This window comes from Acinetobacter sp. ESBL14, from assembly GCF_036668815.1.
Lineage (GTDB): Bacteria > Pseudomonadota > Gammaproteobacteria > Pseudomonadales > Moraxellaceae > Acinetobacter > Acinetobacter gyllenbergii.
Map to the genome: position 1 here is coordinate 100844 of NZ_JAZEVS010000008.1, position 17049 is coordinate 117892.

Consider the following 17049-nt stretch of genomic DNA (forward strand, 5'->3'; position numbering starts at 1 on the left):
TCACTCATTTTTTAATATCTTTACGAAGAAAGCTATTATAAATTTTCCCTAGCATATTTGCTGGCAACAGCCTAAATGCAGACCTTACCAAGAACAGCATGTTAGCATATAGAGGATTTTGTAACTTTAGCTGTTTCTTTAAATCTAGTAACTGTTTTTCACTTTTAATATATTCGAAACCTTTACGACGTGCATGCATACCATTGCCAACACGAGCATATAGCAGAACATCTGGCAAGTTCGCCACTTTATGATTGTTACCGATCACACGCAACCATAAGTTGTAGTCCTCCATGAACAAGTGATGTTGGTATCCACCAAGAGCTAAAATAACTTCACGTTTGTAAGCAACAGTCATATGGTTAAAAGGGCATCGTTTTTTTGCAAATTCTTTAATTTCTTCATAAGTTTGTGGTACAGCTTTCAAAACATTGGCATCAGAGATATCCTGATCAAATTCCATCACCTGCCCACTAAACAATACTACATCTGGATGCTGTTGTATGAAAGCCGCCTGCTTTTCAAAACGATCAGCGGTACAGATGTCGTCCGTATCCATACGAAAGACCCAATCGTAACTACAATGTTTTAAACCTTCATTTAATGCTTTTCCAAGTCCAACATTTTGAGGGAGTGCGATAATTTTTAGCGTCTCACCAATTTTTGACTGCCAATTTTGTACGCAAGCAGTAAGTTCTCCACCTATGGGACCATCAAGTACTAATACAATTTCATTTGGTTTTAAATTTTGATTATCCCAAATGCTTTTCAAACAACTATCTAAATAAACAGGATTCTCTTTATGATATAAAGAGGCCAATACTGAGAAGAAAAAACCATTAAACATATAACACCTTATACATTTTTCCGCATAGACAGCACTATTAAAAGCATGATTACCAACAGGAATAAAAGGTATTTAAAAGTAAATAATTGGTAATTTGTAGCAGAAACAATAACAATCTGCATAGTATACATTAGCCTAAAAACTAGCAGAACAATTATTAAATTATTAGATCTAACAGAACTAACAAACAGCCAAGTACAAAAAGCTAAAACTAATCCGTATATGAAATTTAATAGGCCACCAAGAAAATAACCAAAAAAATACACATGATTAAAAACACCAACTGATGTAAAAGTACTTCCAGTTTCAAATAAACTTTCAGCAACATATGTAGGTGCAAATTGATACATAAAAAAATATGGACCAACTGATTTTGGTTCGGCTCCAAAACCTAAATAATGAACAAAAGCTAAATATATATCACGTGGAAAAACAGAGGAATTTAAATCAGTAATCCACCACATCTGTGGTTGCAAGCTTACACGAGTAAAAAATCTTTCAGATGTTGAAACATCATCTAAGCTTTGGAACCCTAGAAAAATCCCAACCACAACAAAACTAAGAATAAAACCTGATGCAACTATTACTTTCTTATTAAGAAGCCTAACTGAGTTTGCATTTAAGACAATAAAGGGGGTGAAAAACAAAAATAGGGTTGTTATTATTCCAGTAAATCGAACACCAGCGCAAAAAAGAACAAAAATAGATATTAACATTAAATTTAGATATATTTTTGATTTTTTCTTATAGAACAAATACCCCAATCCAAGGTTAAATTGAATTATTGCATTAACTAATGTAGCCCCCCATTCAGGAGCATAAGATGCCCAATAATTCTGCCGATGTAAACTCATTAAAAAAGGGAAACCATAAATTAAAAAAATACCTAATAGCGTCAAGAAACTTATAATAACTACTGCAACAAAAGATCTTTCTATTAAAAAATTAGAATAAGAGTCAAACCTAAAAAACTCGATTTTTCTAATATACCTATCAAGACAAGAATACCCCAAAAAAAGTCCTCCAAATAAAAGAAAGACTTGCATTGCAGCCCGTGTAGGCAGACCAGTTCTGTATGTAATTTCTTGGATTTCCGTAAGAAAAATGCCGTGCTCTAAAATTATAGAAATACAGACTGTAGTTAAGACAGTTAAACAGAAATAAATATTAGATAAAAATGGAACTTTAACTCTCTTAACCACAGCTACAAACCAGCATACCAATATAATTATTGAAAAATAATCAACATAAATACGCATAGTTGGCACTTCATTAGAAATAGAAATGTTTATTCCCAACAATATAAAAGTCAGAATAGATATTATTAGCAAATTCATATTGACATCTTTTCTTCTATATTTTTTGAAAGTTGATCAAAGAAATGTTTATTCTTATCGTACTCAACCATATTAAAGTTAAGAATCCCCTCATAGGTTACACGTCTATAAGCAACAATATCTGCCACGCTCTCTGTAAAAGCAGTGGGGTTTTCTAAACAAGATTTAAGACTATCAAAATTTTCTAGACGAGCAACATTAGAAAAATTTTGATAGAAAACATTTCCTAATAAATATACAGGCTTACCTAAGATAAGAGCTTCATAACCAGCAGTACTATTAACCGTAATCACACCAGCAGAATATTTTATTAAATCCTTAATGTTATACTCTGCGGGAATTAATCTAACTGCAGGCAATGCTGAAATTTTTCGATAAAACTCATCGGAGTTTAAGCCTATAGCACTTCTATGATCTTTCACATACAAATATTGCCCAAACGGCAAATTATTAGAAATATTTAATATATTGTGATACTCATTCGTATATTGAGGGGCTAATACTGACGTTGATGATTCAGGATGATAGTGCATAGGATAGACATAAAACCTATGTTGCTGTTTAATATCATTAACCTCACTCACCTTCAAAAAGTATTTTTTTGTTTTTTTATGGTTTAATCTTCTATTTATAGCAACTTTCAAAGCCGACAAAATTCTCAAAAACAGAAGCCCACTAGCATAATCTGAGCTTGCTCCATATTTAATATCAGCTTTTATAGACCTGAGAATTTTATAAAAAATATTAGAACTCACCTTATTCAACAAAGAAACATTATCTAAACCATTTTGTTTCATATAGTCGGGTTCGATTTTATTAATATTAGATTTATAATCTTTATACCAACTTATTTCTTCTTCTGTAAGCGGCTTTTTCTTCACCTGCTCTAAATCTACTAATAAATCATCAATAATAGAAGTTTGAATTTCATAACGTCCAGGTATACGTGATGCAATTAAACCAAAATACTTTTTACCTAACGTTTGAGCTACTCTATATGCTGAGTACTCAAAACTATTGGAAATATTTTCATACAACACGAGGTCGATATTTTTTTCTGTTATAATTTTATAAAAAAAACTATCCATCTTTTTACGGATCTTTACCCACTCTTCAGCATCTTTTTCCAAATTATAACCATGAGTTAAAAATCGATCAAAATCTGAATAAAAATACTCCCCCCAAGTACAATCAAAAAGAAACTCACCATTAGATTGAAAGCTTTCTTCTTGACTATTTTTAAAAAAAACGTCGAAAAAGTAACTGTTAGAGGATTCATCTATTTCAGGAATTGGAAATAAAATTTTATTTTTTTCCGTATCATATGCGTAATATACACTATGACCTAAATCCACCAACGATTTAGCAACATTATAGAAAAAATATTTATAATTTTTCGCGGGATTAACTAGAATAAGAATGTTCATATCTCTTTAACAATCTCCAAGAATAGATATATTTCGACAAAAACAAGAAAGAGAATGAAACTAATAGTGCAACAAATATCCCATAATCTTCCCGCAACAATCCAATCAGACCAAAACAGAATAAAAGAAAGATAACTAAACTAGATATTTGAGTTACAATAATAGGCTTATCTGCATCCAAGGCATATAGAATATAATGAGGGATCATGCTAAAAGCATATAAGACCTGCACTAACATTAACAAATAAAAGTAATTTAGATAAGAATTAAAAATATCTTTTCCAATTAGCTTCAACAATAAATCAATAAAAATATATGCGCTAAAATTAATCAAAACCAATAAAAACGCTACTTTTTTATATAGTTTCTTTATAAGTTCCCTATGCTTATTGTCTCGTGTATTCATTGATCTCACTAGTTCAGGGTAATCAAATGAAAAAACTGCTGCATCCATAAAACTCATTGTTGCAGCAGCTAACGAAGCAAAAAAGACATACGCTGCTAAAATATTAGCGTCATAAAAATATTCTAGTATGTAGCGATCACCAGTAAATATTGCGCGTACAGCCAAAGTACCTAGCATAAAAGGCAAGCAAATTTTTAGCCCCTTCCAGATCCAGCTCCAATTCACTTGTTGAAATAAGTAAAGACGAACCTGCTCTCGATAAAGCAGAATAATGCTTAATACAAAACATAATACTTCAGCAATTATCCAAACATTTAAAACATCCATTAAAGTTAAATTAACATGCAAAAAATGCATGAGAATTATAATAAAACTCCAACCACCAGAGCGTACAAACAACAGCAAATTAGAGCTAATTGGTTTTTTCAACACAATTAATAAACGCGTAAACTCTTGATTTAAATGCTCAAGTATAATTAGTCCATAAAATGAAATAAGGTATTCCAGTGACAAAAAATCTTTAAAGAAAATAATAGACAAAGTAGGTAAAGCAAATAGATAAGCAAAACATAGCAGTTGTGCATGACTACTCACAATAGTATTTCTTTGAGTATCTGAACTTTTCAGTAGTTCTCGATTGCTGTAAACATAAAAATCAAGCCCGATAAAATACATAGCAAAATTAATTGTCGCAGCAATCAACCCATATAATCCTAGCTCTGCAACTGTTAAAAATTTAGCCAGAAAAACAATTAAAATAAATTTACTGGCTAAATTTAATCCTCGTACTGCTAGATTAAATATGGATAATAAATGTTTTTTCATCTATCAATACAATCAAAACTTGTAGCTGTATTTTTTGAAATATCTTGATTAACTCTTTTTCCTAAAAGTTCATCATAAAATTTTGGTGGTAAACCATAACCAGGTCGTACACTACGAATGCAAGATTCATCAATAATATCGCCAGCTTTTAAATCTTTGACAAAATAAAGTGAACGTCTAAATTGAGCATTTCCTTGTTCACTAGACTTTCTACCGTAATCTACATTGCCCAGTGCTTGCCAAGCCGTTTTAGCACCTTGACACAACTGCTGTAGTTCTTTTGGCTCTAAAGAGAAACTATCATCTGGCCCGCCCCCTTTACGATCTAGCGTAAAATGCTTTTCGATGAGACATGCACCCAAAGCAACAGACGTAATTGCAGTCGTATTATCTAGTGTATGGTCAGAAAGTCCGACTGGCACATTAAAAGATTTTGCCATATCGACCATGGTGTATAGATTATAATCTTCTGCAGGTGCAGGATAACCGCTTACACAGTGTAGAACCACAAGCTCCTTACAACCACCATCATAAGCAGCTTGAATTGCCTCACCGATCTCATCTTTGTCTGCCATTCCAGTCGAAATAATCATTGGCTTCCCTGTCGAAGCCACATATTTAATTAATGGCAAGTCTACCGCTTCAAAAGAAGCAATTTTATATGCAGGGGCATTCAGATCTTCAAGTAAATCTACTGCTGTTTTATCAAATGGGGAACTAAAAATCGTGATATCTAAAGCACGTGCATGCTCAAAAAGTGGCTTGTGCCATTCCCATGGCATTTGAGCTTTTTGATAAAGTTCATATAAAGACTGGCCATCCCATAAACCACCACGAATCATAAACTCTTCAGTTTGGCTATTTAGTGTGATGGTATCTGCGCTATAAGTTTGTAATTTAATCGCATCGGCACCACAGCGCTTGGCTTCTTCAATAATTTTGAGTGCCGTATCTAAGCTACCGTTATGATTTGCAGAAAGCTCAGCAATAATATACGGTGGAAAGCCTGTACCAATATCACGATTATTAATTGTAATTTTTTTGCTCATTTCATTTATCCTCTAACCATTCTGCTTGTAGCAAACCAAACTGATATATATCAAATGTGCCTCGATGATCTTTGAAATGCTTTCTCAACAAACCCTCTTGGACAAAACCCATTTTTTTATGGAAACTTAATGATTTTTCATTAAATGCCAAAACCTGACCAAAAATCTTATCGAGTCCAAGCTCCTCAAATGCAAGGGTTAATGCAGCGCTCCCTAATAAATGCCCCATTCCCTTTTCTGCATCAGGTTTCACATAGAAGCCCCACTCATATGCCGTACTATTTGGAATAGCAACAAAAGAGATGTAGCCTTGCGGTCGCTGCTGATATTCAAAAATATAGAACAAGCGGTCAGCTCTATTCTTATTTCTCTCAAACCAAGCAAGATGGTCACTTAAAGTAATTACATCCGAGTTAACCATCCACTTGCGAATATCATCATGGTTACGCCATTGCAGTACCATTTCCAGATCATCATCACTCAATACTCTGAGCTGTGCATCTTTTAGATCTAACATGCATTAAATTCCTCAGAAAAAATGATTTGCAACAATAAATCTGCACCAATACCATCCGTAATAGCTAAGGCTTTTTGATGCATGAGTTGCAATCGTTCTTGATCAAGCTGTTGTAATATCTGTAATAGCTTTGCATCAATTTCTGTTTGATCTAGGGAGATCGTTACCCCTAGATCATGTAAATATTTTGCTATCATTTTCTGATTATCTGCCATACAAATCATAATTGTAGGCAGGCCTAAACAGCTTCGCTCCCAAGCTGTACTACCAGCAGCACCTATTGCTAAATCATGCTCAAGCATTAAATCTGCCATATTATTGGCATTAATCAAAATATGATTGCTGAATGGTAAATTCTTTGATTGCTCCAGAATAGACTCTTTCCAAGGTGCATTTACCCCCATGACGACAGTAATAGATAAATGCTGTTGCTGTGGACTACGTGATAAAACGTCCAACACGCTGCCTGTTAAGTTATCTTTATCTATTCCACCTAAATTCACCAAAATTTTTAACTTATCATGGTGATAGGTTTTTGGATGCTGCTCTAGCCATAATCGTTTGCTACGAAATTCGGGGCGCAATAAAGCATAGCGTGGCCCCATTAAATAATGGCCTTTACGGTTATTTAATTTCTCATAATCTGAAGATGTATTTGCTAAGCCACAATCCAAAATGATATCAGCATCATGTAAACGATTTGCCAAATCATCAATAACGACAATGCGTTTAGCTAGCGGACGAACAACTTGTTGCCATACTGCGGACAAAGCATAATGATCAACAATAATCCAATCTACAGGCTGTTCAGTTAAAATTGCTAATGTTTCTTGAGCATCTTTTTGTTCTGTTACCCCTAACCAGCGTTGGTATTCGGACAACTCAGAACTGGTATTAAGCACAGGTTCAGCTAAGGTATAGACGGCATAACCACGTTGTCTAACAAACTCAATTAAATTACCGTGATGCTCGCGACATATAAAATAGGCCTCGTGTCCATGTCTAGCCAAAGCGTCTGCTATCGTTAAACAACGTACCACATGCCCTGAACCTATTTGTAAAGATGCATCAGCTCGAAAACAAAACTTCATCGTTTATACGTCTAATAATAATTGTGCCATCAACTCTGCACGATGCCAGTCATCTGGAGTATCAATATCCTGAACTCGTGTTCTAGATAATTCAACAATTCTTGATCTATTAGAGAAAATTACAGACTTGTCTAACCATGCCTGTGCAGTTCCCCAATAAAACTGGCCAGCATCATGCCATGCCTCTTCCAAATCTTGAGAGCGTTTATTAAAGTTTTCAGGCTGGAACATTTCAACATTTCCATCTTGATTTAATTTAATTGCTCTTTGAATCGGAAACGCAAATGTTGTTGCACTAAATGCATAATCTAGCGGATGGTTTTGCAACAACTTGAGCCCAGTTTTCAAATCATCTGTTTGTACAAATGGTGCTGTTGCATATAGGCAACAGACATAATCTGGTCGTTGTCCCTGCAATTGTGCAAAAGCGTGTGTTGCATGCTGCATGACATCAGCAGTTGTTGCAAAATCATCGGACAAATGAGCAGGCCGCATGAATGGAATTTTTGCTCCATATTGTCTTGCAATATCAGCAATTTCCTCATCATCAGTTGAAACCCACACCTCATCAAAACATTCACTTTTCAATGCCGCCTCTATAGACCATGCGATCATCGGCTTACCATAAAAGTCTTTAATGTTTTTACGAGGGATTCTTTTGCTTCCACCTCGTGCAGGAATAACAGCCAGTTGCATTGTTATACCAAAACCTCTTTTAGTGTTTGGTAGATATACTGGATTTGCTCATCATTCAAATCAGGAAACATCGGTAAACTAATTGCTGTTTCATAATAAGCTTCTGCTTCTGGGAAATCGCCTTGCTTAAAGCCTAACTGCGCATAATAAGGTTGAACATGGACAGGAATGTAATGAACATTTACGCCGATACCCTTTTCTCGCAATGCTTCAAAGATTTCTTTACGGCCTTTACTTAACTCTGTTTGCATTAAACGAATTACATATAAATGCAATCCAGAATATGTGTCTGGTAATTGATACGGTGTGATTAAAGGTAAATCTTTAAATAATTCATTGTATTTTTTAGCAATCTCGTGTCGCTTAGCAACAAACGTTTCTAAGCGAGCCAACTGTGTAACGCCCAACGCTGCCTGTAATTCAGTCATGCGATAATTGTAACCCAGCTCAACCTGTTGATAGTACCAAGGACCTTCTGAAGGCTTCGTCATAAACTCAGTGTTTCTTGTAACACCATGGCTTCGCAACAAGTCAATTTTCTTCGCCAATTCGTCATTATTGGTCAGTGCCATTCCACCTTCTGCAGTTGTAATAATTTTAACTGGATGGAAGCTGAAAATCGTAATATCAGAATATTGATTAGAACCAATATACTGGTCTTTATACTTACCACCAATCGCATGAGAGGCATCTTCAATAATACTAAATCCATACTCTAACGAGAGCGCATGAATCTTTTCCATATCGCAGGATTGCCCACACAAATGCACAGGCACTACGATTTTGGGTAGTTTATTATTTTGTTTTGCAAGCTCCAGCTTTGCTTTTAAAGCAGTCACTGAAAGATTATACGTATCTGGGTCTATATCTACAAAATCAACATCGGCTCCACAGTACAAAGCACAATTTGCCGATGCAACAAAAGTAATAGGAGATGTCCAAAGGACATCTCCTTGTTTTAATCCCAAAGCCAAACAAGCCACATGCAAAGCTGATGTCGCACTATTCATAGCAAAGGCATGTTTCGCCCCAACTAATTCTGCGATTGACTTTTCAAACAAAGGAACTTGTGGTCCTTGTGTTAAGAAATCAGATTGAAGAACCTGAACAACTGCATCAACATCAGCCTGATTTATATTTTGTCTGCCATAAGGGATAAACATATTAGATATTTCCTACTTTCTCAGCATTTTGAACTAACCAGTTTTGCAAATCTTCTGGGCTCATCCATTCAGTATTGTTATCGCTAGAATAATGGAAACCTTCTGGAACGCGTTTACCGTCTTTAATACGCTCTTGTGTTTCAGCCCAGTCATTAATCACTGGTAAGATTTTATAATGTTCTGGATACTCATAAGTATAATAAGCGTCTTCAACACTAATCATTTGCTCATGTAGTTTTTCACCAGGTCGAATGCCGACAACTTCTTGTTTCGCTTCTGGTGCAACAACGCTAGCAAGTTCAGTGACTTTCATTGAAGGAATTTTTTTCACATAAATCTCTCCCCCAACCATGTCTTCAAATGCGTGCCAAACAAGCTCTACACCCTGCTCTAACGAGATCATAAAGCGCGTCATACGATCATCAGTAATTGGCAATACACCCTTATCTTTAATTGACATAAAGAAAGGAATCACAGACCCACGAGAGCCCATGACATTCCCATAACGAACCACTGAAAATTTCGTGCCATGTTCACCAGAATATGCATTACCAGCAACAAATAGTTTGTCAGATGCAAGTTTTGTTGCACCATACAAGTTAATTGGGCTACTTGCCTTATCTGTTGAAAGAGCCACGACACCTTTTACATTTTTATCAATACAAGCATCAATAAGGTTCATGGCACCATTGATGTTTGTTTTAATACATTCGAAAGGATTATATTCAGCCGTAGGGACGATTTTTGTAGCAGCAGCATGCACAACATAGTCCACACCATCTAATGCGCGATATAAACGCTCTTTATCGCGAACATCGCCAATGAAAAAACGAACACGGCTATCATCTTTGAATTTCTTCGCCATTTCCCATTGCTTCATTTCATCGCGAGAAAAAATAATTATTTTTTTAGGGTTATACTTCGCCAATGTCATTGGGATAAATGTATTACCAAAAGAACCTGTTCCACCTGTTACCAGTATTGTTGAATCTTGTAACATCTCTTCCTCATTTTCAAACAATTGAATTATTAATTAACTAAATCAGAACCGAGCATGTGTTTCAAACCCGTTTAAAACACGCTTCAAGTTCAATTCACAGAATATATCGCTTTTTTACCCATCTCTGTTTGTGTACAGGCTTTTACAAATCGTACAATCAACTTATAGCCAGTAATATTACTTCTTAATCACCTGTCATCATCCCTAGTGAGTATATAACTTGCTTTTTTAAGGGCAGAACAATCCATATTTTGATGTCGTCATAATAAAAATAGCTTGGCAACCCTATATGCCATAAAAGCAATAATTACTATATCTTCATAATCTCAACATGCTGTATGTTAAGTAGCCACTACTCTAATACAGCTTTTCTCTGGATCAAAATAATTGTTTCAGCCTTTAATGTCGCATATTCATCATCGTGCGTACTATAGCAAATTTTTTATGAATGCCGCATTTCAATTGTATGATGAATGTGTTTCTACTTATAGCTATCAGTTTAGTAATACTAAACCTACAAACCGAAATGATTCTTCTGTGCTTTTTTAAACTTTTTCAGCTAGAATGAGCCGAATTCTAAGTCCAAAGATATGTTGTTGTGTGACAACAGATATAACTATTCAAGGGTCGAGTGTGAAGCATTACCAACTTTTTTCCATTCTTGCGATTAGTCTTAGTGCGACAGCTTGTGCTGTGACTTCAGGCTTGCAAACACATGATATTCCGAGTGAAGGCGTATACACTACCGACCAAGGAACCAATGTTAATGTTATAAAAATTACCCAAGACAATCTACCAGCGATTCAACCCGCTCAAATTGATTATCGAAATAATTACTCGACGCTTTTTAAACAACAACAACTCGCTTATCGCTTGAGTCCTGGTGATGTACTCTCGATTCAACTGTGGGCTTATCCTGAAATTACGCCGCCAGTCAATAACCTGACCAACGATCAATCGATTCAGGCCAATGGCTATCCGATTGACTATAACGGTTTTGTACAAATCCCCTTAGTGGGTCGCTATAAAGCATCGGGGAAAACATTGGCTCAGTTGAATAATGACCTGCGTAGCCAATTTGCTCAGTACCTTAAAAATCCTGATGTGATTGTACGTGTACTGTCTTATCAAGGGCAACGCTATTCGGTCCAAGGCAGTGTACTTAAAGGCGGACAGTTCTTCCTCAATGATCAACCTATTAGTATCTATACCGCCTTGGGCATGGCGGGTGGCGTGACAGATAAAGGCGATAATACCTTTATTCAACTGATTCGCAATGGTATCACTTATGACCTCAATACCATTGCACTCGAAAAATCGGGCTACTCCCTGCACAAATTACTGGTACAGCCGAATGATACGATTTATGTCAGTCCTAGAGAAAATCAAAAAATCTATGTGATGGGTGAATCAGGTAAAAATCAGGCTTTACCTATGCGCGATCAAGGCATGACCCTCAGCGATGCCTTAGGTGAAAGCTTGGGCTTAAACCCAAACTCTGCTAGTGCTAGCCGCATCTATGTGTTAAGAACCAATCCTAATGATCGTCATACCGAACTCTATCATTTAAACTTAATGAGTCTGGGCGACTTTGGTCTGGCCAATCAATTTAGACTGCGTAGTAATGATATTGTTTATGTCGATGCAACAGGCCTAACTCGTTGGCAGCGTGTGATCAACCAAGTTGTTCCTTTCTCTAGTGCGTTATATAACATAGACCGTTTGGGACAATAATTAAAATGGATATTAAAACAATTCTGGTTGTTTGTGTCGGTAACATTTGCCGCAGCCCAATGGCGGAATATCTACTTAAACGACAATACCCAGAAATGCAGATTGAATCTGCAGGTATTTCTGGGTTGATTGGACATGCCGCCGATGACAAGGCACAACTGTGTATGCAGCGCTTAAATATTGATATGAGTCCACATATTGCAAAGAAACTCAATGCAGAACTGCTGAAACAGGCAGATCTGATTTTAGTGATGAGCAACAATCAACAAAAGCATATTGAGCAAACATGGCCATTTGCAAAAGGGAAAGTGTTTCGGCTTGGGCATTGGCAAAATAAAAACGTCCCTGACCCCTACCAACACGATCAAGTTTTTTTTGATAATACCTGTCAACTAATTCAACAGTGCGTTACTGACTGGAAAAATTATATTTAACTTTTTAGATTAAGATTATGAGCCAAAATACCAATACTGAAGATACCATTGACCTCAAAGAGCTGTTCTTTGCCCTCATCGCGCAGTGGAAGCTCGTTGCATTGTGTATTATTCTAAGCTTAGTCATCGCTTTACTGTATCTCCGTGTTACACCAGACACCTATTCTGTTGATGCTTTAGTGCAGGTTGAAGACAGTAAAGGAGCATCCGCTGCTCTTTTAGGTGATCTTTCTCAAATGATTGAGCAAAAATCACCAGCTCAAGCTGAAATTGAAATTTTAAAATCTCGTCTGGTTTTAGGGTCGGTTATTAAAGATTTACATCTTAATATTGAAATTTCGAGTACCGAAGACACTCTTAGTCATCGTTTATTAAACAATACAGATTATCAAACGAACTATACAAAAAACTCAGTGATATTTAACGATGGTCTCAAAAGCTTTGAAATCCGTCAATTTGAAGTGCCTTCTTATTACCTCGACAAGCAACTCTCTCTGAATTTTGATAAACAGTCTTTACGTTTAACCGACCCTAAAACTGAAGAGGTCATCCTAACAGTCCCCCTTAATCAGTTAAATCAAGTCATGGGGGCTAAAGGCACATGGAAAGTTGGCATTTTTACAAAGGATCAATTATTAGATACAGCCTATAATATTAAAAATTTATCTATGCCTGCGGCTGTTGATACACTAAGTTCTAACTATTCCGTTGCAGAAAGAGGAAAACTCACTGGTATTTTAGGTCTCAGCTATCAAGGACAAGATCAAGAGCATATCACCAAAGTCTTAAATGCAATCTTAGTGACCTATAGCGCACAAAACATTGAACGTCGTTCAGCTGAGTCAGCACAAACTTTAAAATTTCTTGATGAACAGCTCCCTGAGCTTAAAAAGCAACTGGATGATGCCGAGCGTGTCTTCAATAAATTCCGTCAACAATATAATACTGTCGATGTCACCAAAGAGTCTGAACTGTATCTGACCCAAAGTATTGCCTTAGAAACCAAAAAAATTGAATTACAACAACAACAAGCAGACCTCGCAGCCAAGTACACAGCCCAACATCCGGCAATGCGTGAAATCAATGCTCAAATTACTGCATTAAATAAACAAATCGCTGAATTAAACAATACCTTAAAACAATTGCCAGATGTGCAAAGACAATATCTACAACTGTATCGTGAAGTTGAAGTCAAAACCCAACTCTACACTGCATTGTTAAACTCCTACCAACAACTGCGTATTGCCAAAGCAGGTGAGATTGGTAATGTTCGTATTGTCGATACCGCAATTCAGCCCGTTGAACCAATTAAACCGAAAAAACTCCTGGTTTTGATTCTTGCCATTTTGGCTGGTGGTTTTATTGGGGTCTTAATTGCTCTAATACGTAATATGTTGCGCACAGGCGTAAAAGATTCAACTCAAATTGAGAGTGAGTTTGATCTTCCAGTTTATGCCACTGTACCGCGTTCACCCGTTCAAGAAACACGTATCAACATTTTAAAGAAAAAGAAATCTATTCCTATTCTTGCTGTTAAACATAGTGATGATATTGCTGTTGAAAGCTTACGTAGTATTCGAACCGCGATTCATTTCGCCTTAGCAAGTGCTAAAAATAATATCATTATGATTGCAGGCCCTTCGCCTGAAGTTGGTAAATCGTTTATCTCAACCAACCTAGCCACAATTTTTGCTCAAAGTAATAAAAAAGTCTTACTGATCGATGCGGATATGCGTCGTGGCTATATGCATAAATATTTTAATATAGATGTAAAACCAGGTTTGTCTGAGTATTTAAGTCATCTTGCTGATTTAAACCAAGTCATCCACCAAACGGATGTGGTTGGTTTAAATGTGATTACACGAGGTAAAAGCCCAACCAATCCATCTGAAATGCTCGGTTCAGAACAATTTAAAGCCTTATTGGAGCAACTCAGCCAACAATATGATCATATCATTATTGATACTCCACCTGTGTTAGCAGTCACAGATGGTATTATTATTTCTCAATATGCAGGTGTGAATTTACTTGTTGCGCGTTATGCCAAGTCGCAAATGAAGGAACTTGAACTGAGTTTGAATCGCTTTGAGCAAGCCAATGTGAAAGTCAATGGCTTTATCCTGAATGATATCCAGCGTTCAAGTGCAGGATATGGTTACGGTTATAACTATTCATATGCGTATAAAGCGCATAAAGAGGATTAAGCCAATCACCATTTGCTTGTTAGAAAACCAGATCACATGATCTGGTTTTTTTATACTTAAACACATAAATCTTATAAAAAACTCACGCATTTTTGCTGTTAATTATTCAATGCCTAAGCTTATACATGCTAAGATCAAGAGTATATTTTTTATTAAAATCTCACTTTGGGACATCTCATGAGTAAAGCTTTACCTTTCGTTGTCGCAGCCGTTTTAGGCGGTGCAGCGCTAGTTCCTGTTTACTATGCTACTAAAAACCCAACAACTGAACTTGGTGCTAAAGCTGACAAAAATGCTGCACCTGTTGCAAAAATCAGTTATGCATTAGGCTATGAAGTCGCAAAACAAACCCCACCTGAATTAGAAACCAGTGCGTTTATTACTGGCTTCCGTGATGCACATGCTCAAAAACCTGCGGCATACACAGAAGAAGAGTTACAAGCGGCTTATGTCGAATTCCAAAAAGAGCTCCAACAAAAGCAAGCCAATGAGACTAAAAAAGCAGAAGCGACCAACAATAGTTTCTTAGCAGAAAATGCTAAAAAAGAAGGCGTGAAAACCACAGCTTCTGGCTTACAATATAAAATCACCAAAGAAGGCACAGGTAAGCAACCTGCTGCAACGTCTGTTGTAAAAGTCCATTACAAAGGCCAACTCACTGATGGTAAAGTGTTTGATAGCTCTTATGACCGTGGTGAGCCCGTTGAATTCCCACTCAATCAAGTGATTCCGGGTTGGACGGAAGGCTTACAACTGATGAAAGAAGGTGGTAAGGCAACATTCTATATTCCAGCAAACTTAGGCTACGGTGAACAAGGCGTTCCTGGTTCGATCCCACCAAATAGCACGCTAATTTTTGATGTTGAATTAATCGCTGTTAAGTAAATGATTTAAGGAGAGCTTGTGCTCTCCTTATTTTTGGAAAAAATAATGAAAAGATTAGTGCTCATTTTAATTAGTACAGCCATCGGAACCGTTCAGGCAGCACCTGTTGATAAAATTAGCTATGCTTTAGGTTATGAGATTAAACAACAAATACCATCTGAAATAAATGTAGAATCCTTTATTCAAGGGATACGCGATGCCTATGCCAAAAAGCCTGCAACTTATACCGATGAGGAATTAAAAGTCGCTTATTCTGAATTCCAAAAAACCCTAGAACAACAACAACGCCAAGCTTCTAAGCAGGCAGAAGTCGTTAGTCAACGGTTTTTTGCAGAGAATGCTAAAAAAGAAGGCGTCAAAACGACAGCATCAGGCTTACAGTATAAAATGACGCAAGTGGGTAAAGGCCAGTCACCTCAGCTAAGTTCTACTGTCAAAGTAAATTATAAAGGTCAACTGATCGATGGAACTGTCTTTGATAGTTCTTATGAGCGAGGTGAACCGATTGAATTTCCACTGAATCAAGTCATTGCCGGTTGGACTGAAGGCTTACAGTTGATGAAAGAAGGCGGTAAGGCAACACTTTATATTCCTGCGAACTTAGGTTACGGTGAACAAGGGGTTGCTTCGATCCCACCCAATAGCATCTTAATTTTTGATGTAGAATTAATCGCTGTTCGTCAGTGATTCAAGTAGAGCCTGTGCTCTCCTTTATTTTTGGAAGAAATAATGAAAAGATTAGCGCTCATTTTAATTACTGCAACCCTCGGAACGGTTCAGGCTGCACCCATTACACAAAAGAGCTCACAAAAAGATCAATTGGGCTATAGCTACGGTTATCTTATGGGGCGTGGCAATGCCGAAACCTTAAAAGATTTAAATATCGAAACCTTTGTACAAGGTTTGCAAGAAGCCATTCAAGGGAAAGCAGCGTCATTAACCGATGAAGAAATGGCGACAGTTCTAAATCAATATAAAAAGCGCCTAGAGGCCAAACAACTGGTTGAGTTTCAAGAACAAGCACAAATAAATGATCAAGCAGGCAAAGCCTTCTTAGCTGAAAATGGCAAGAAAGCAGATATTGTCACAACCAAATCAGGTTTGCAGTATCAAGTGTTACAGCAAGGTCAAGGTAAATCACCCAAAGCGACGTCAACGGTTAAAGTAAACTATGAAGGCCGTTTACTGGATGGCACCGTGTTCGACAGTTCAATTGCACGTAACCATCCACTTGAGTTCAAGCTGAGTCAGGTCATCTCAGGTTGGACTGAGGGTGTTCAAACCATGAAGGAAGGTGGCAAAAGCCGTTTCTTTATTCCCGCAAATCTCGCTTATGGTGATGTCGGTTCTGGCGATGCGATTGGGCCCAACAGCACCTTAATTTTTGATATTGAATTACTTGAAGTGAAATAATAAAAAAACCCTCCACATGGA

15 protein-coding genes and 1 pseudogene are annotated in these 17049 nt (G+C 36.7%); 6 read left to right on the forward strand and 10 right to left on the reverse strand.

The annotated features are described in order from the left end of the window. Positions 1–4 precede the first annotated feature (4 nt). From V6E90_RS19880 to pseB, 10 genes are read right to left on the reverse strand one after another with little or no spacing between them, the layout of a single operon-like run. Positions 5–847 carry a glycosyltransferase gene (locus V6E90_RS19880; RefSeq protein WP_332606272.1) on the reverse strand — a complete coding sequence of 281 codons (843 nt, stop codon included), beginning with the start codon at positions 845–847 and terminating at the stop codon, positions 5–7. 8 nt (positions 848–855) lie between these two features. Beyond that, positions 856–2184, reverse strand: coding sequence for a DUF6418 domain-containing protein (locus tag V6E90_RS19885; RefSeq protein WP_016542511.1), 1329 nt, complete (start codon positions 2182–2184; stop codon positions 856–858). After that, positions 2181–3611, reverse strand: coding sequence for a capsular polysaccharide export protein, LipB/KpsS family (locus tag V6E90_RS19890; protein ID WP_332606273.1), 1431 nt, complete (start codon positions 3609–3611; stop codon positions 2181–2183). Before V6E90_RS19890 ends, V6E90_RS19885 begins: the two co-directional genes overlap by 4 nt. After that, positions 3589–4842, reverse strand: coding sequence for a lipopolysaccharide biosynthesis protein (locus V6E90_RS19895; RefSeq protein ID WP_332606274.1), 1254 nt, complete (start codon positions 4840–4842; stop codon positions 3589–3591). Before V6E90_RS19895 ends, V6E90_RS19890 begins: the two co-directional genes overlap by 23 nt. After that, positions 4839–5891 carry a pseudaminic acid synthase gene (gene pseI / locus V6E90_RS19900; protein WP_016542508.1) on the reverse strand — a complete coding sequence of 351 codons (1053 nt, stop codon included), beginning with the start codon at positions 5889–5891 and terminating at the stop codon, positions 4839–4841. Before pseI ends, V6E90_RS19895 begins: the two co-directional genes overlap by 4 nt. A gap of 1 nt (position 5892) precedes the next feature. Beyond that, positions 5893–6408 (reverse strand): UDP-4-amino-4,6-dideoxy-N-acetyl-beta-L-altrosamine N-acetyltransferase, encoded by a 516-nt coding sequence (gene pseH, locus V6E90_RS19905; RefSeq protein WP_332606275.1) that lies wholly within the window; start codon positions 6406–6408, stop codon positions 5893–5895. After that, the gene (pseG, locus tag V6E90_RS19910) at positions 6402–7499 is read right to left on the reverse strand and encodes a UDP-2,4-diacetamido-2,4,6-trideoxy-beta-L-altropyranose hydrolase (protein ID WP_332606276.1); all 1098 of its coding nucleotides are present in this window, start codon (positions 7497–7499) and stop codon (positions 6402–6404) included. The genes pseH and pseG overlap by 7 nt, the downstream gene beginning before the upstream one ends. A gap of 3 nt (positions 7500–7502) precedes the next feature. Continuing rightward, positions 7503–8195 carry a pseudaminic acid cytidylyltransferase gene (gene pseF, locus V6E90_RS19915; RefSeq protein WP_332606277.1) on the reverse strand — a complete coding sequence of 231 codons (693 nt, stop codon included), beginning with the start codon at positions 8193–8195 and terminating at the stop codon, positions 7503–7505. A 2-nt stretch (positions 8196–8197) separates the two neighbouring features. Continuing rightward, complete coding sequence (gene pseC, locus V6E90_RS19920; RefSeq protein WP_332606278.1) at positions 8198–9358, reverse strand: UDP-4-amino-4,6-dideoxy-N-acetyl-beta-L-altrosamine transaminase; 1161 nt, start codon at positions 9356–9358, stop codon at positions 8198–8200. A 1-nt stretch (position 9359) separates the two neighbouring features. Next, complete coding sequence (gene pseB, locus V6E90_RS19925; protein ID WP_016542503.1) at positions 9360–10358, reverse strand: UDP-N-acetylglucosamine 4,6-dehydratase (inverting); 999 nt, start codon at positions 10356–10358, stop codon at positions 9360–9362. 633 nt (positions 10359–10991) lie between these two features. Between pseB and V6E90_RS19930 the strand changes: the two genes are divergently transcribed. The 6 genes and pseudogenes from V6E90_RS19930 (at position 10992) to V6E90_RS19955 (ending at position 17028) form a co-directional block, all read left to right on the forward strand. After that, positions 10992–12092 (forward strand): polysaccharide biosynthesis/export family protein, encoded by a 1101-nt coding sequence (locus V6E90_RS19930; protein WP_016542502.1) that lies wholly within the window; start codon positions 10992–10994, stop codon positions 12090–12092. A gap of 5 nt (positions 12093–12097) precedes the next feature. Continuing rightward, positions 12098–12526 (forward strand): low molecular weight protein-tyrosine-phosphatase, encoded by a 429-nt coding sequence (locus V6E90_RS19935; protein ID WP_016542501.1) that lies wholly within the window; start codon positions 12098–12100, stop codon positions 12524–12526. Between the two features lie 17 nt (positions 12527–12543). Beyond that, a complete protein-coding gene (locus V6E90_RS19940; protein WP_332606279.1) occupies positions 12544–14730 on the forward strand; it encodes a polysaccharide biosynthesis tyrosine autokinase in 2187 nt (728 codons plus the stop codon). A 177-nt stretch (positions 14731–14907) separates the two neighbouring features. Beyond that, entirely contained in the window at positions 14908–15615 is a 708-nt protein-coding gene (locus tag V6E90_RS19945) for an FKBP-type peptidyl-prolyl cis-trans isomerase (protein ID WP_016542499.1), read from the forward strand. Between the two features lie 96 nt (positions 15616–15711). Then, positions 15712–16302, forward strand: a pseudogene (locus V6E90_RS19950) (FKBP-type peptidyl-prolyl cis-trans isomerase); the annotation flags it as partial. Positions 16303–16344: 42 nt separating this feature from the next. Beyond that, positions 16345–17028, forward strand: coding sequence for an FKBP-type peptidyl-prolyl cis-trans isomerase (locus V6E90_RS19955; RefSeq protein WP_016542497.1), 684 nt, complete (start codon positions 16345–16347; stop codon positions 17026–17028). The last annotated feature ends 21 nt before the right edge of the window (positions 17029–17049 follow it).

Coding starts and splice junctions, on each gene's coding strand:
- V6E90_RS19880 (WP_332606272.1), bottom strand. CDS start 847: ATGTTTAATGGTTTTTTCTTCTCAGTATTGGCCTCTTTATATCATAAA.
- V6E90_RS19885 (WP_016542511.1), bottom strand. CDS start 2,184: ATGAATTTGCTAATAATATCTATTCTGACTTTTATATTGTTGGGAATA.
- V6E90_RS19890 (WP_332606273.1), bottom strand. CDS start 3,611: ATGAACATTCTTATTCTAGTTAATCCCGCGAAAAATTATAAATATTTT.
- V6E90_RS19895 (WP_332606274.1), bottom strand. CDS start 4,842: ATGAAAAAACATTTATTATCCATATTTAATCTAGCAGTACGAGGATTA.
- pseI (WP_016542508.1), bottom strand. CDS start 5,891: ATGAGCAAAAAAATTACAATTAATAATCGTGATATTGGTACAGGCTTT.
- pseH (WP_332606275.1), bottom strand. CDS start 6,408: ATGTTAGATCTAAAAGATGCACAGCTCAGAGTATTGAGTGATGATGAT.
- pseG (WP_332606276.1), bottom strand. CDS start 7,499: ATGAAGTTTTGTTTTCGAGCTGATGCATCTTTACAAATAGGTTCAGGG.
- pseF (WP_332606277.1), bottom strand. CDS start 8,195: ATGCAACTGGCTGTTATTCCTGCACGAGGTGGAAGCAAAAGAATCCCT.
- pseC (WP_332606278.1), bottom strand. CDS start 9,358: ATGTTTATCCCTTATGGCAGACAAAATATAAATCAGGCTGATGTTGAT.
- pseB (WP_016542503.1), bottom strand. CDS start 10,358: ATGTTACAAGATTCAACAATACTGGTAACAGGTGGAACAGGTTCTTTT.
- V6E90_RS19935 (WP_016542501.1), top strand. CDS start 12,098: ATGGATATTAAAACAATTCTGGTTGTTTGTGTCGGTAACATTTGCCGC.
- V6E90_RS19940 (WP_332606279.1), top strand. CDS start 12,544: ATGAGCCAAAATACCAATACTGAAGATACCATTGACCTCAAAGAGCTG.
- V6E90_RS19945 (WP_016542499.1), top strand. CDS start 14,908: ATGAGTAAAGCTTTACCTTTCGTTGTCGCAGCCGTTTTAGGCGGTGCA.
- V6E90_RS19955 (WP_016542497.1), top strand. CDS start 16,345: ATGAAAAGATTAGCGCTCATTTTAATTACTGCAACCCTCGGAACGGTT.